This is a genomic window from Bacillus sp. (in: firmicutes), from assembly GCA_017656295.1.
In the GTDB taxonomy this organism is placed as follows: domain Bacteria; phylum Bacillota; class Bacilli; order Bacillales; family JACDOC01; genus JACDOC01.
Genome location: JACDOC010000001.1, coordinates 266,548 through 282,417, shown reverse-complemented (window position 1 = coordinate 282,417; position 15,870 = coordinate 266,548). Strand labels below are relative to the sequence as shown.

General features: G+C 40.0%; 14 protein-coding genes. 4 read left to right on the top strand and 10 right to left on the bottom strand.

The window, feature by feature from the left end:
- Positions 1-7: 7 nt before the first annotated feature.
- Positions 8-325 (bottom strand): hypothetical protein, encoded by a 318-nt coding sequence (locus H0Z31_01375; protein ID MBO8176088.1) that lies wholly within the window; start codon positions 323-325, stop codon positions 8-10.
- A gap of 450 nt (positions 326-775) precedes the next feature.
- On the opposite strand from H0Z31_01375, the gene H0Z31_01370 reads away from it, so the two are divergent.
- Positions 776-3,061 (top strand): S8 family serine peptidase, encoded by a 2,286-nt coding sequence (locus H0Z31_01370; GenBank protein MBO8176087.1) that lies wholly within the window; start codon positions 776-778, stop codon positions 3,059-3,061.
- Between the two features lie 35 nt (positions 3,062-3,096).
- On the opposite strand, the gene H0Z31_01365 is transcribed toward H0Z31_01370, so the two are convergent.
- From H0Z31_01365 to pxpB, 5 genes are all read right to left on the bottom strand, one after another.
- Entirely contained in the window at positions 3,097-4,170 is a 1,074-nt protein-coding gene (locus H0Z31_01365; protein MBO8176086.1) for a LysM peptidoglycan-binding domain-containing protein, read from the bottom strand.
- Positions 4,171-4,268: 98 nt separating this feature from the next.
- Positions 4,269-4,415, bottom strand: coding sequence for a hypothetical protein (locus H0Z31_01360; GenBank protein ID MBO8176085.1), 147 nt, complete (start codon positions 4,413-4,415; stop codon positions 4,269-4,271).
- 436 nt (positions 4,416-4,851) lie between these two features.
- Positions 4,852-5,613 (bottom strand): LamB/YcsF family protein, encoded by a 762-nt coding sequence (locus tag H0Z31_01355; protein ID MBO8176084.1) that lies wholly within the window; start codon positions 5,611-5,613, stop codon positions 4,852-4,854.
- A gap of 13 nt (positions 5,614-5,626) precedes the next feature.
- Positions 5,627-6,583 carry a biotin-dependent carboxyltransferase family protein gene (locus H0Z31_01350; GenBank protein ID MBO8176083.1) on the bottom strand — a complete coding sequence of 319 codons (957 nt, stop codon included), beginning with the start codon at positions 6,581-6,583 and terminating at the stop codon, positions 5,627-5,629.
- On the bottom strand, positions 6,580-7,275 hold the full coding sequence (pxpB, locus tag H0Z31_01345) for a 5-oxoprolinase subunit PxpB (protein ID MBO8176082.1): 696 nt from the start codon (positions 7,273-7,275) through the stop codon (positions 6,580-6,582). The genes H0Z31_01350 and pxpB overlap by 4 nt, the downstream gene beginning before the upstream one ends.
- Positions 7,276-7,615: 340 nt before the next feature.
- On the opposite strand from pxpB, the gene H0Z31_01340 reads away from it, so the two are divergent.
- The 3 genes from H0Z31_01340 to vanZ all read left to right on the top strand — a co-directional run bounded on the left by H0Z31_01340 (position 7,616) and on the right by vanZ (position 10,325).
- Positions 7,616-8,878, top strand: coding sequence for a GHKL domain-containing protein (locus H0Z31_01340; protein ID MBO8176081.1), 1,263 nt, complete (start codon positions 7,616-7,618; stop codon positions 8,876-8,878).
- 264 nt (positions 8,879-9,142) lie between these two features.
- On the top strand, positions 9,143-9,625 hold the full coding sequence (locus tag H0Z31_01335; GenBank protein MBO8176080.1) for a sigma-70 family RNA polymerase sigma factor: 483 nt from the start codon (positions 9,143-9,145) through the stop codon (positions 9,623-9,625).
- 280 nt (positions 9,626-9,905) lie between these two features.
- Positions 9,906-10,325 carry a VanZ family protein gene (gene vanZ / locus H0Z31_01330; protein MBO8176079.1) on the top strand — a complete coding sequence of 140 codons (420 nt, stop codon included), beginning with the start codon at positions 9,906-9,908 and terminating at the stop codon, positions 10,323-10,325.
- Here vanZ and H0Z31_01325 read toward each other — a convergent pair.
- From H0Z31_01325 to H0Z31_01310, 4 genes are all read right to left on the bottom strand, one after another.
- Positions 10,287-10,649: a hypothetical protein gene (locus H0Z31_01325; protein ID MBO8176078.1), complete on the bottom strand. Its 363-nt coding sequence runs from the start codon at positions 10,647-10,649 to the stop codon at positions 10,287-10,289. The two genes, vanZ and H0Z31_01325, sit on opposite strands and share 39 nt — an antisense overlap.
- Before the next feature lie 90 nt (positions 10,650-10,739).
- Entirely contained in the window at positions 10,740-11,714 is a 975-nt protein-coding gene (locus H0Z31_01320; GenBank protein MBO8176077.1) for an NERD domain-containing protein, read from the bottom strand.
- A 103-nt stretch (positions 11,715-11,817) separates the two neighbouring features.
- A complete protein-coding gene (locus tag H0Z31_01315) occupies positions 11,818-13,938 on the bottom strand; it encodes a 5'-nucleotidase C-terminal domain-containing protein (GenBank protein ID MBO8176076.1) in 2,121 nt (706 codons plus the stop codon).
- A gap of 269 nt (positions 13,939-14,207) precedes the next feature.
- Positions 14,208-15,764, bottom strand: a complete 1,557-nt coding sequence (locus H0Z31_01310) for an AbgT family transporter (GenBank protein ID MBO8176075.1) — start codon at positions 15,762-15,764, stop codon at positions 14,208-14,210.
- Between the last annotated feature and the right edge of the window lie 106 nt (positions 15,765-15,870).

The following is a 15,870-nucleotide window of genomic DNA, read 5'->3' as shown; positions in this document are numbered from 1 at the left end:
TCTATAATTAACTATTTACCATTTCCAAATTGATATAAATTGAGTAAATTTCATAAATTGCAGCCTTTTGAAAGCATAAGAAAAACTTAGCCGTTGCCAATTTTGACGAAGGCGACAACCAACTTTTGAGACGTGCTCCATTTTTAAGGGAAAATTCTTTTTTTATGAGCATATCTTCTGCTTTATGAGAAATAATTCTTATTTTATGAGAAAAAACTTCTGATTTATGGGAAAAATCTTCAAGGTCATGGGAATAACTCCTACTTTGTGAGAAAAAATCCTCTTTGTGAGCAAATCGGCTGCTTTTGAATTTCAACTGCTCCATTTTTTATGAGAAAATTCTACTTTTTATGAGCAAAACCTCACCTTTATGAGAAATGATTCTACATTTATGAGAAAAAACTCCCGATTTATGGGAAAAATCTTCAAGGTCATGGGAAAAACTCCTACTTTGTGAGAAAAAATCCTCTTTTGTGAGCAAATCGGCTGCTTTTGAATTTTTACCGCTCCATTTTTATGAGAAAATTCTACTTTTTATGAGCAAAACCTCACCTTTATGAGAAATAATTCTACATTTATGAGAAAAAACTCCCGATTTATGGGAAAAATCTTCAAGGTCATGGGAAAAACTCCTACTTTGTGAAAAAAATTCCTCTTTTATGAGCAATAATTCAAGTATTTTAAAACAACTACCAGGAAGATTCTCTAAATGATTATGAAAAAATGTCGATAGTATAATAGAAGCAGGAACTACTGTAAAAAGCGAGGGACATCTATGTTACGCTGGACTTTTGGATTTTTATTCCCTATTATTTTCCTATTCTTTTATCCTAGCAACGAAGTATTCGCTTCCACTCAAGAGTGGATTTTTTATTTTGATTCAGAAGAAGCAGCGGAAACGTTTCAAATTCAGCATCCGAACATAAAAACAGAGCGTCATAAACATATGCTTAAAGTATGGGCGAACGATCAAGACATTGAAGCATGGCACCATTTACATCCAAACATTGTCCAGATAGAACCGAACTTTATTAAATCCATAGTTTCCTCTATTCCAAATGACCCACTAAACAATCAACAATGGGCATTAGTCGCCATTCAATCCCATGCTGTATTTAAACAGTATCCACAACAAGAAAACAAGCTGTGGGAGCAAACGATTACATACGACGAAACATCTTTTTCTTATACGGGGCAATCGTTTTTTGCGAACGAATTTGAGATTGACATACCAAACGAACAACTTTCTCGTCTGTCTGTTACGTTATCCCGTGTTGAACATAACTGGGAACTTTCTGTGTACGACGAGAATGGTCAGCTTCTTGCCCAAAATGAAGGAGGTCTTCCTACCCTTGATGTCCTTCTTCCTAAAAAACGCTATTCGAAACTTACCGTCACCATTACGTTAAAAGATCATTGGAAGACACACCCTGTGATTGAAAGGCTAATCGGCGTGGACCACGTCACCGTTGCCGTTGTTGATACCGGAGCGAACGAACACGTCGATTTTTGTGACAACATTCTTTTCAGTCTCGGAAAAGATTTTCGTGAAGGCATGACCTATCCATACGACACGAATGGTCACGGAACCCATGTCACAGGGATTTTAGGAGCATGTTCGAATAATGGAATTGGCATGACAAGTGTCGTCGGCCAGGCACCAATCGATATCATTCCGTTAAAAGCGTTGGATAAGAACGGATTAGGTGGAGACTTTGAAATCAGTCAAGCCGTAGAAGACGCACTATCCTTAAATGTCGATGTCATCAATTTAAGCTTAGCGGGAAAAGGGAAAACCGTCATGCTCGAGCAATCTATTGCGAAAGCCTTTCAGCAAAATGTGATGGTCGTTGCAGCGGCTGGAAACTTAGGAAAGTCGACGGAACTTTTTTATCCTGCATCTTATCCATATGTGATTACAGTTGCTGGTGTTGATACTACATTGAAACGCGCTTCTTTTTCTAATTTCGGCTGGGAAGTCGATATCAGTGCGCCGGCTACTGATATTTTAAGTACATACGGAGAAAATGAATATAGACGATTAAACGGGACATCCATGGCTACGCCGATGGTATCTGGCCTTGCTGCCCTCATTAAATATGAATATCCGGATGAAGACATCGTCCGATGGCGGTCCCGACTGTTTCTCGGATCCTTGGATATTGGGAACAGAGGGTTTGACAAAGAAACGGGACATGGTTTCATTCAAATGACAACTCCGTTTGAATCCATTACTCCAAACAAATTGGAATGGTTAACATTATATAACCAACAGATGGGGCAAAAAGGAAACTATTTACTTACTGTTTCACCATCACTAATGGGCGAGTCGTTACATATTGCGTTAAACGGAGAACCGTACATCGACTTCAAAATCGATAACACCATGCTTTCCATTCCTATCTCATTTGAAGGCACGAACCCAATTTTTCGAGTATTATCGGTAGTTGTTGAGGACCAAACTTTGATTCATACTAATCAAACGTTTGTTCAAAATCTATCCCCTTCAACAGAGACGTTTTCCGACGTCCCATCGAGCTTTTGGGCCTATCAAGAAATAAAAGGAGCCTATACACACGGATTCATCAACGGGTACAATGACGGAACGTTTCGACCGAATGCGTCCATTAAAAGGCGCCACGCAGCGATGATGATGAGCCGCCTCTTACAGTGGGATGGAACGGTGCCGTACGAAAGTCCGTTTGTCGACTTATCGGTAGCGCTTGATGAAGCAACGCTTTCGATTTTACACGCCTCCCAACGAAATGTATTAAAAGGGTATTCAAACGGATATTTTCACCCCGATCGTTCATTATTACGAAGTCAAATGGCGTTAATTTTAGCTAGGGCATTAAACCTTGCTGACACGTTGATTGACGTAAATCAACCTTATCCGTTCCAAGATATAAAAGAATCAGACGAATTTTACATCGCTGTACAAAACTTAGCCGCTCGTGGAATTATTACGAAACAAGATTACTTCCGTCCATATGAACCGATGACAAGAGCGCAATTTGCGGCGATGGTTGAACGTACATATCAATATTTAAATAAAAAATAGAGAAGCGAGGCACGATGGCCTTCACTTCTCTATTTTTATTTAAAGCGATAATAGCCTACAAAATATTTGGACCAATACGGGTTATCAAGTTTAGTAATCGCAACTCCATTTGAGCTACTTGCATGAATAAATTGATTGTTTCCAATATAAATTCCCATGTGGGAAATGCCTTCTTTGTACGTGTTGGCAAAAAAGACTAGGTCTCCCACGTTCGGTTGATTAATTTTATAAGATTGGGCAAAATATCCCTCTGTCGTTGACCGTTGAATGCTTTTTCCAGCTTGGTTAAATACATAATAAATAAATCCGCTGCAATCAAAACCTGATGGAGAAGTTCCGCCCCATGCATAAGGAGTTCCAACGTGCTTTTTCGCTTCTTCTACTAAACGAGAAGAGAAGCTTTTGGTTGGTGTTGGAACAGATCCACTTTGGCTAGTGGTACTTGGCTTTGACACCGTTAACGTTTGACCTACTTTAATTAGATCGGAAGTTAACCCGTTCCACGCTTTTAACTGTTGAACAGTCACATTGTATTTTTTCGCAATATGGCTAAGTGTATCCCCTGGCTGAACGACATATTTGTTCGTTGATGGAGCGCTTACTTTTAACGTTTGGCCGGCATAAATAACGTCTGATGATAAGTTGTTCCATGCTTTCAATTGTCCTACCGTAACACCAAAACGCTTCCCGATACCGCTTAATGTATCCCCTGGTTTCACGTGATACGTATTGGTTAGACTGTTGTTTGCGACCACTAACGTTTGGCCAACATAAATTCGATCAGAGTTTAATCGATTCCAAGTTTTTAATTGTTGGATGGTGACGCCAAACTTGTTCGCAATTTTATATAACGAATCACCTGAAACCACGGTATACGTCTTTCTTGTACTTGACGGAATATTCAAATTTTGATTCGCATAAATGACATTACTAGTTAGTCCATTCTCATCTTTTATCGCTTGAACGGTCGTTCCGTAGTTTTTGGCAATTTTATATAACGTATCACCCGATCGAACGGTATATGTCTGACCATAGGCTTTTCCTACAAAACTAGTAGAAACAATAGCAAAAGTCGTTAATGCTATAATTGTCTTCCTCAAGATGTCCATCCTTTCTGTCGTCGACGTTACATGTACCATTATACAGAAAATTTACGCAATACTAACTGGGAACTGGAGGTCCTTGAGGAAGATATTACTATATAAAGCTATTTAACAAGCATCGGCTTCAATTCGCTTTTCAACCATTCAATCATTTTTTCGGGGGTCATATCCCGATGATTTCCTCTTAAAAATGCTTGTTTTAAAACTTGTTCTAATAAATCAATTTCTTTCTCACTCATATTACTTTGCATGATCGTACACCTCATGTCTGTATGATGGAATATACTGGATTTTACTAAAAAAGTAAATTTTACAAAACTTTTGTCCTACTATCTAACAAAAAGTTGACGAAAAATTCATTGAAAAATGATTCAATTACCTTATTAAAATAATACCTTTTTGACGATATTAAAAGTGTCTTATTAGTTTTCAAGGAGGAATGAATGTGACTCGGTTTTTAACTCCCGAAGAAATGCACCGTAAACGGGAAATGAAAAAAAAGATCGTCTATGTTTCTATTTTTTCATTAATTGTTTTAATAAGCGCAGGTATTCCTTATATTTTACAATTTCTCTAAATGGCCTCATTTTTTTATTATAGTGTTCATCGTATTCTGTCAGTTTTAGTCGGTATTTCTAATGTAAAGTCAGGGAATGGAGAATCCCTGATTTTTTTCTGCTTTTTATTTTACGTATTTAACGCTCGTACGGTGACCCCATTCTTTACCAGCGCTTTATTGAGTTTATCGGCAAAAAGAACCGCCTTCTCCCCATCCCCATGAATACAAACCGTGTCCGCATGGATGGGAACGAGGGTCCCATCGACGGCACGAACGAAGCCGTGTCGAACGATGTGTAAGACTTGAGCGATTACGAGTTGTTCGTTGGTGATAAGTGCGTTCGGTTCCGTTCGTGGTGTGAGCGTTCCATTTGGTTGGTACGTACGGTCGGCGAACACTTCGTGAGCGACTGGTAGGCCAAGTCGCTCTCCGGCTTTCGTTAATTCGCTGTTTGCTAATCCGTAAAGGATGAGGTTCGGGCTGATTTGATATACTGCTTTAGCAATCGCTTCCGCTATCTCTGAGTTTTGGGCAGCCATGTTATACAGTGCGCCGTGTGGCTTAACGTGATGGAGCTTTCCGCCGTTGGCTTGCACAAAGGCTTGGAGAGCGCCGATTTGGTAAAGAACCAGCTCATAGATTTCGGTTGGCAACATCATCATCTCTCGTCGACCGAAGCCTTGGCGATCCGGAAATCCAGGATGGGCCCCAATGGCGACATTGTGTTTGAGAGCGAGTTGGACGGTTTGGTTCATTGTTGAAAAATCGCCAGCATGACAACCGCAGGCAATATTGGCTGATGAGATGTAGGGCATCATCTGTTCATCTACCCCAAATGAATAGCGTCCAAACCCTTCGCCCATGTCACAATTAAGATCAATCGTAGTCATGATTCTTCCTCCTTTACGTTGTTTCATAGGCTTGTTGAACGACTTTTTTCAACGATTGTAAATGGTGGTACCGTTTTTTCCGAAGCGCTTGGGCTTCTTCGATCGAAACAAATGAAAAACGAACCTGTTTTCCCGGCCGTTTTTGCGCAAGCTTTGGCAAATCAACGGTGATCACATTACCGATTTTCGGATAGCCCCCAGTTGGTTGCCGGTCGGCCATTAAAATTATTGGTTGTCCATCCGGTGGGATTTGGATTGTCCCGAATGCTGTCCCTTCTGTAATGAGCGAGTTGGTTTTTTGAATGGAGAGGGTTTCTCCTTGTAACCGATAGCCCATGCGGTCGGACTGGGGAGTAATCGTATAGGGATGTTGGGTGAACGGTTGCATCATTTCTTTGGTGAACCACTCATATTGTTTGCCTGGGATCACTCGAATCGTGGTGTCGTTTATATATGAAAATAATTGCGGACTGAGCTTCCAATCGGTCGGTGGAAGCTGCTTTGGTGGTTTGATCGGTAAAACGTCTCCTGGTTTTAGCGGATGACCGTTTAGGCCGCCGAGTTGTGCTTTGACATACGTGCTTTTACTTTGGAGTACGGGTGGGATTTGGATTCCCCCTTGAATCGCTAAGTATGTACGAAAACCGTTTTGGGCTGCCTGTAAGCGGAGTTCGCTTCCGGCTTTGATATAGTAGGGACGACCGAGTTCGAGTTTTTTTCCATGTAACGTCGCATTCATGTCCGCGCCGGTGAGACAAATGACAGCCGGTTCTTGGAATTTATAATTTGCCCCAATCATCGTCATTTCAATAACCGCTTCTTCTTCATCGTTTCCGACCGCAATGTTCGCGAGGCGCATCGCATAATCGTCCATTGCTCCGCCACATGGGACACCGAGCTTTTGATAACCAAATCTCCCGCTATCTTGGATTGTCGTCAACACCCCTGCTTTCGTGATGGTCACCGTCATTCGTCGTCCTCCTTAAATCCGTTGACAATTACATTAAATTCTTTTTCTGAAATCGGGTGAAAAATAATCCGGTCGCCAGGTCGAATGAGCGTCGGCTGTTCTTTTTCCGGAAAAAATAAAGACAGAGGCGTTCGCCCAATGATTTGCCAACCACCAGGAGACTCAACAGGATAAATGCCGGTTTGTTGCCCCGCAATACCGACAGAGCCAGCAGGAACCCGTGTTCTCGGAGTGGATTTACGAGGTGTAGCGATAGCTGGATCTAGCCCAAGTAAAAACGGAAACCCAGGAGAAAACCCGAGAAACGCAACCGTATATGTATGATTTGTGTGCCGTTCAATGACCTCTTCCGGTGGGAGGCCGTGGTAATGCGCGACCTCATCTAAATCTGGTCCGAACGCTCCTCCGTAACAAACAGGAATTTTAATCGTCCGGCCTTGAATAGGATGTTGCTCGGATAGTTGTTTCATGGCTTTTTGAATATAGTTTGAGACTTGAGCGAACGCTCGGTCGAAAACCTCTGGTCGGTAAAACACCGTTACCGTCGTATACGCAGGCACTGCTTCAATAAACCCTGGAAACGGCTGTTGTTCGAGCTTTTGTGCTAGCTTAATCGCTTGCTCGCTTACTTTTTCATTCATCTGGTCGCCTAACTCAACAATGACAGCCCCATCGCCTAATGGAAAAATCATGGTGGCCACCTCCGTTTGATGGAGAAGAAAATATCCTTGCTTCAATATGTATAAAAACGATCGTTTGATTTTGTCGAAAAACTGTAGTTTACTTGCCAGAATTCGGATTTTATTTACCGATAGGGGAAGATTCCTACCAAGTTTGACCTATATTTGCCGATACAACCATTAACTTTTTACTCACAACAAAAATACACCGACAAATTCGACAAAAATGATCCGTTTTCCTCCCTACCTTTTAATCATATTTTCAAACTAACACAGGTATCTTTTCTTATGTTATGATGAATCAGGACATATTTTTATTGGACAGCAAGACGGTGTTTAGGGGAATCACAGGATGTTTATTCATATCATTAAACCTTTAATTGTTAACTACACGATTATCATTGCCTTTCTCGTTAGTACGAATCTTTTCTTTCCTTTGAAAAAAAGAAAGCAATATCCGTTTAACGAACAAGTGATCTATGCACTGGTTGGAACCTTAGCTGCGGTGTTATGTATGTTTTACCCGATCGAAGTGCTTGGGGACACGAACTTTGATTTCCGTATGGTGATTCTATTAGTGTTAACGCTATACCGAGGAAAATGGGTCGGTTTATTTTGCTTTTTCATCGTAACAATCATGCGGATCATCATTGGTGGAGAGTTCGTCGTTCCTGGGGTTGTGATTAATATTATTGCTTATTTATTAGGAATCGGGTTTCGAAAGCCTTTTCTAGAAGCTCGTCAAAAGGCACCTATATCTTTTGTCATTTTTATTTGTTTTACTGTTTTCTCATTAATTACTTTAGAGTTGTTTGTTCCCTTTTTAACATCATCTTTCTATATTATTTACTTTTCACTCTTTTTTCCTACGATGTTTGGGTTAATTTTTACAATGGAAAAGTTAATGGAAATCAATCAACAAATTGAAGATACCTTATATGTAGAACATTTAAAGACGGTCAGTCATATGGCAGCCGCCTTTGCTCACGAAATTCGTAATCCATTAACAACGGTTCGCGGATTTATTCAATTTTTAATTACTAATAATCAACATCATCTGTTACCACAGTATTCTGATTTAATATTAGAAGAATTAAATCGAACAAATGAAATTATTTCAGATTACTTATCATTATCCAAACCAGGGAAAGATGGGCGTGAGACATTCGTCGTCGAAACGACGTTAAAAGCCATGGTCGAACTCATCAAACCAACGGCTCAAATGAAAAATATCACGATTGACCTCGATTTATCCAACGAACATCTTGTTCATGTGGAGAAAAAATTTCTAAAGCAAGCGCTATTAAATATTTTGAAAAACGCTATAGAAGCCATTGAAAATAAAGGAACCACCGATGGTAAAATTACCGTTAAATCGATGAGCTTACCAATCCAAAAAGTAGCCATCATAATAGAAGACAACGGCATCGGACTAACCAAAGAAGAAGTAAAGAAAATTGGTCTACCGTATTACACAACTAAATCAAAAGGAACCGGCTTAGGTACATTAATCATACGTAAACTCATCCAAGACATGGGCGGCACAGTACATTACTACAGTCAAAAAAATCAGTGGACGCGAGTAGAGATTGTGTTGCCGGTATATAAAAAGTAGATAAAAGGTGAAGTAGTTAGGAACGTTGTTTTGGGGCAGCGTTCCTTTTTTATTTTTAAGATACATTTTTTTAAAATCATCAATTTTCTGTCATTAATGGAAAATCGTAGCACTAATTAATAAAACTTTTTATTTTCTCTTATAGATATTTTTATTTTCTATCAATGTTCGAAATTTTTCGCCATTCGAAAATTGTGCGGGGAACCGGTATGGTGAAGGTACCCGGGAATCCATTGGAAGGCGCGCTTTCCAGAAGGAGTTCGAATGGAAAGCTTTGAGGCGGTAGTGAAGAAGTTTGAGCCGATGATCCACCGGATTATTCAATCGCTTCATATTTATAAGGACAAGGACGAGTATTTTCAAATTGGGTTGATTGGACTATGGGAGGCGTATGAGCGATTTGATCCTTCAAAGGGGAAGTTTTTTAGTTATGCGTACTCATTTGTCTGGGGACGAATACTGGAGGAACTGAAAAAATCGAAGCGCCATGACGATCGAAATGTTTTGCCTGATACGGAATTTTGGTTGATGATAGACTCGGCAGACGTGTCGATTCAGGAAAAAGAACTGTTGCTTTCAATGAAAGAGGTGTTGTCCGAAAAGCAATTTGAGTTAGCTTGGCAATTCGTTTGCGGACTAAGTGTAAAAGAAGTTGCTGAAAAGGAGGGTGTGTCGGAATCGGCGATTAAAAAACGAAGAGCGATAATGAGGACACAGTTAGCGCGTTGGAAAGAGGAAATTTCATAGAATAATAGATTGTTTTTGATATGCGGCTGAACCGCTCGAATGGAGTTGGCGGTCAGCCGGTTTTTTATTATGAATGGTTGGGGACAGATTTCCAGACACTTTTTGAAATTTTACGGACAGATTATTCGTATTTCTGTGATTGGTTTCCAGACAAATGGGCTACATGTTCCGGACACATTCTCCTACTTTACGGACAATTATCGGCTCCAAACATACTTTATTAACAGAAAGAGGGGTACCCTAACCTCTCGTTGGTCATGCTGTGAATGAGGTGAGAAGATTGGAATGGATCTTATTATTCGGGACGGATAAATGGCAACATTTTATCGCATATGCAATCGCCGCTTTCGGGTTATCGATTTTCGTTTGCCTAATCCCCCCATGGCAAAATGGTATAAAGAAAATCATAACGGTCTGGTTTGGATTAAATATCATTGGGTTACTCGAAGAATACCGTCAATTATGGTTACCGATACGGACAGCCGAATGGATGGACGCGGCTGCTAATATCGTGGGAACAACTGCGGGTATCAGTGTTCCGTTGCTTCTTTGTGTCATATGGCGTGCGTTTCAAGACAAGCCGATTTGTTCGAAAAAGAGCATGCTGACCTGTTTGGCTCTGCTCGTTTTTTTCATCGGTCCGTTGTTTTATGGACTGGTTTTATGGAATGAGGACATTCCGATAACAAAAGTGGAGTGACACCTGCTGATTTTTGTAGGTTTCACCAGTTATTAAGCCATTTTTATCGTCTATACACTCAGGTTTGCAGGCTAGGAGCACTGGGCTTTCAGTTTTTCGCTGTTTGGCTTGCACTTCTACTCGTTCGGCTTGCACTTCTACTCGTTCGGCTTGCACTTCCTCTCGTTTGGCTTGCACTTCCTCTCGCGCGGCTTGCACTTCCTCTCGCGCGGCTTGCACTTCCTCTCGCGCGGCTTGCACTTCCTCTCGCGCGGCTTGCACTTCTACTCGTTCGGCTTGCACTTCCTCACACTTGGCTTGCACTTCCTCTCGCGTGGCTTGCACTTCCCGCCACTAAGTTGCTGTTATCCTGCTTTTTTATAGTTTGCGTACTTCGTTTTACCGTCGCCCCACTTATTACCGCCTCAATGTTTTCTATTCATCAAGTGGTAAATTATATTTTGGATGGCTTTTTGACCCTGTGTATGGAAGGTTCATTGAACGTAATAATCTAGCCGTCGTCCACGGTGATTGGATATGAAGAAATTCTCGACATTCGCGGTTAGTAATAGTGGTGCTGATTAAAAGCGCGTAGTCCCTCAACGAATAGATATGGGCGTGAGGATGCTCTTTTTTACAATTAGGACATTTCCATTTATTCCGATTCGGATGTTTTGGAATCGGCAAAGTGGAGCAGCTTGGACAGTGGACTCCAGTCAAAATATCCTCTCTTGAAAGTTTGAAATAGGATACTATATCACTATTTAGTGGTGTATGTTCCTTATGAAATAACCTCGACATTTTATTCATTTCTTTTCTTGTTAATTTTTCGACTTGATGTTTTGCTTCAAAGGATTTGATCTTTTGAGACAAGTTAGATGCTCGGACAACCTTTTGGAAAATTTCTTTATGATAGGAGGAAGCTTTGATAATTGTTGAGGGGTCACTAATAACGATGAGCGACTCGATTGGAGGAACTGGTAGACGATGTAATTGGAGCCATGAAGATAACAGTGTTTGCTGCCGGTTTACTTGTGAAATGGGGTCGGGAAACCCATCTTCTTTTTCATCTTTGACACGAATGAGTTGGTGAAACGATTGGTCGAAATACAGTGTCCCTTTAATATTCTTAATTTCGAGGATTAGAATGTAAGAATGGGATAAAAGAATCGTATCAAATTGAGCATATTCATCCTCTACTGGTAACCGGAGATTATGAAAAATGTAATACCGCTCTTTCGGGACTCCTTTCAAATAATAGTCAATCGATTTTTCTCCTTCCAGTCCGGCTCGTCTTTTCAATACTTCCTGTTCAATAAGCTCACGCTTCGGATGGTCTTTCGGAAGGCGGCGTAGCAAAGCTTCATATTTTTGGAGAATGAGAGGAACATTGCGAGGTTTTTTAATCAAAAAATCACCACTCCTTTCTATGACCCTTACTATATTTCAACAAATATAAGAAAAATCCTCTTTCAATTAAAAAGACTGCCTACCAAAGGCAGTCTTTTACTGATTACTTGTTCAGTGCACGTTGTAAGAATACTGCAAATTGAACACGTGTTGTTTGCTTGTGTGGATTAAATTTGCCGTTGGAACCCTTTGTAATGCCGTTTTGGAATAAAATTTCGACATTGGCTTTGTGAGAGGCAGATACGTGTCCAAGGTCGCTTAATTTCACTGGCATGTCTTTTTTCTGTAGTTTAAAGGCACGAACCAAAATAGTCGCCATTTGTTCGCGAGTTAATACTTGATCCGGACGGAAGGTGCCATCCGCATATCCGTTGAAAATGCCAGCATCTTTTACTGCAGCAATAGCTTCTGCATATGGATGCGATTCATCGACATCGGCAAACACATTTACATTTTCAGGAACTTTTAACATTAAGGCATTGGTAAGCCATGCGGCAGCTTCAGCACGAGTGACTTTCGCTTGTGGGAGAAACTTTCCATCTTCTAATGGCACAATATTGCGAGCCACGATTTCTTGTGCAGCTTCAAAACCAAAGTCTGTTGACTTCATATCATGGATTGATTGTAAGATACGTCCTTCAAATGTCGCTTTAACCGTACCAATCTCTTCAAGATAAGCATTAAACACTTCGTAATCTGGAACGAATAATTCTGTCATTCGACCTTCGTCTTTTGCCTTTTTGAACACTTGATAGTCATCGCCGCCATTAGCAATATAGGCGTTTGTTGCTAACACATACATGTTGTCTTTATCGATTGGTTCATAGCCGTTTTCAGTTTCGACAAAGACTTCCACAATTCGTTCACCAGCTGGTTTCGTTGAATCAAACGTAAATTTCATACCTGATACTTGTAGGAAACGTCCTGCCACTTCTTCAACTTTACTTACACCATTTTCAAGGGCTTCAATGACTTCCGCACCGCTTAATTCGAGTGTCACCAATGTGTTACCGAATGGCATCGTTGTTAGTACTTCACCAAGGGAAATTTCGCCTTTATCAATCGAAGCACGAATACCGCCGCCATTTTGTAAAGCAAGCGTTGTTTCTGGAATCGCTTTTTTCGCCGCTGCTAACATGCCGTCCGTAATTAAGTTCCCTAAGTTTGTTTCGCCCCGACGAACGAAAGTACGTTCGCCATTTAAAAAGACATCAGAAGTACCGACGATTTCGGCTTTTAATTCTTCAATCGGGCCAAGTAATTCTTCATATAGTTTTTGTGCTTCTTCATCTGAAGGAATGAGATATTGACCGTTTTCATCTTTCGCGTCAATGTGGACGAGTTCTTCGTTCCAAGAAGTCAGTACCCCGTCTTTATTAAACACAACGTCTAGTTTTCCTAAATATTCGCTATATTCTTTTGCTTGCACAACAATCGTTGGTTCCGTATCTTCGTTAAAAACGACAGGTTCGTCCAACTGTGTATGACTATGGCCACCAACAATAATGTCAATACCTTCTACTTGTTTAGCAAGTTCTACATCGTATGGATATCCTAGATGCGTCAAAGCAATAATTTTGTTAATGCCACGTTGTTCTAACTGTTCAACGGCTTCTTTTGCTTTTTCAATTTCATTTTCAAACACAACATTTTCCCCAGGGTTAGCGAGAAAAGCCGTTTCAGGTGTTGTTAATCCGAAGACACCGATTTTTTCTCCGCCTACTTCTAAAATAATCGCCGGATAAATCGTTCCATCCTCAGCAGGGCTACCGATTTCATCTTTAAATAAACTGTTTAATGCAGGTTCATTGCTATAATCAATATTCGCACTGACAATCGGGAATTCGGCTTGTTTAATAAACTCCGCAAACACTTCTGGACCTTTGTCAAATTCATGGTTTCCAGGAACCATCGCGTCATATCCGATCATGTTCATAAACTGTAAATCAGCTAATCCCTCGTATTGGTTGAAAAAGAGCGTTCCAGAAAATACATCCCCTGCGTCAAGTAAAATCGAATTCTCGACTTCTGCACGCGCTTCTTTAATTGCTGTCACCCGACGTGCAACATTATCGAGATGAGAATGCGTATCGTTAAGATGAAGCACGCGTAACTCAAAATCACCACTATCTGCCTGTACCGTTTGACCAACAGGTGTCAGCAAGCTAATCGACATCACTGCGGCTACAACAGTAGAAACCAAACCTCGAAAACGGAATTTCAAACCAAATCCTCCCCCTAATCGAAATTGTTTATATGTCAATTATAGTATTTTCTTGTAAAAAAAGGATTAATTTTTGGTAAATTTGTTGAAATATATAAAAGATTTTTAATTATATCGGGTTGTGAGAAAGATTTCTTCGATCGACTCTTACAGTTTGAGCCTTCTGATACCTGTTACTAGTTTGAACCAATTTTGTTCATGAAATCAAAACACGTACGTTATTAAGCAAAAAAATTGGACGGTGAATTTTTCACCATCCTTACGTTCAATTATAAGTACATTCCAATTCCAGGTCCGAATGGAATCCCAAATACAGCAAAGACAACTAATAAAATCAACCAAATGACAAAGAAAATGATGCTATATGGAAGCATTAGTGAAATTAAAGTTCCAAGTCCTGCTTTTTTATCGTATTCTTTCATAAATGCTAAAACAATTAAGATATACGGGTTTAGTGGTGTAATAATATTAGTTGAGGAATCAGCAATACGATAAGCGGCTTGGATAAATGCTGGATGATAGTCTAATAACATCATCATTGGGATAAAAATGGGTGCCTCCAGAGCCCATTGTGCAGATCCACTAAAAATAATTAAATTTAAAATGGATGTAAGCACTGAAAAGCCAATGACAACAGGTAGCCCCGTTAGATTCATGGACGTTAAAAGTTCAGCACCATTTACCGCAACCCAAGTTCCTAAGTTCGTCCAATTAAAATAAGCAATAAATTGAGCGGCTGCGAAAATTAAAACAATATAACCTGACATATCCTTCATCGCTTCGCCCATATATTTCGGAATATCTCTTGTACTAGTAATTTTCTTTGTAGTAACACCATACGCTACACCTACTGTAATAAAGAAGAATAATGTAATCGGAATGATACCTGATAAAAATGGTGATGGAATGATGCCACCTTCTTCATTCCGTAAAGGTGAATTTGGCCAAAATAGCCCTACTACAATAACAGCAATATATACGAGACCTGCTATTAAACTATTACGTAATCCTCTTCCTTCAAGTGGGCTTTCCTCTTCAAGTGTTTTCTGAACTTTTCCTTCATACTTTTCAAGACGTGGTTCAATTAAATTCTCCGTAATCAGTGCTCCAACAATAGAAAGGATAAAAACAGATGTAATCATGAAATACCAGTTATCAACTGGTGTAACAACCATATCAGGGTCAATACTTTTAGCAGCTTCTGTTGAAATACCTGACAATAGTGCATCGGTACCAGCGATAAAAATGTTAGCTGTAAATCCAGATCCTACCCCTGCAAAACCTGCAGCTAGTCCCGCTAGCGGATGTCGACCAACCGAATAGAAAACCATAGCAGCAAGAGGAGGAATTAATACGAAAGCAGCATCAGAGGCTAAGTTTCCTAAAATCCCAATAAAAACAACCGAATACGTAATTAATGATTTTGGTGCATTTAAAATAGATTTCTTAATGGCACTTTCTAATAGCCCAACTTTTTCAGCTAACCCAATCCCGAGCATCATAGCCAATACCAGACCAAGTGGTTTAAATTCTGTAAAGTTCGTTAACATCGAAGACAAAATATATTGAAGACCTTCACCAGAAATAAGACTTTTAATTGGAAGTTCTTCACCTGTCCCTGGGTGCGTAACAGTTATCCCCATACTACCTACAACCCAAGATAACAGCATGACAAAAACGGCTAAATAAATGAAGATAAAAAATGGGTCTGGTAGCCTATTCCCAATTCGTTCAACCGTATTTAAAAATCGAGCCAGCCCCTTTGATTGTTTTGGAACGTCTCCCCCAATTTGTGGTTGCGGCAATTTACTCACTCTCCCTTTCATTGTTTATTAACGGAATTATTCCATTTTTATACCGTTATTAATTAGTATTCGTTGTTTATTTTTAAATTCCTCTAATATTATGAATTTTTAGAATAAAATTGATAAT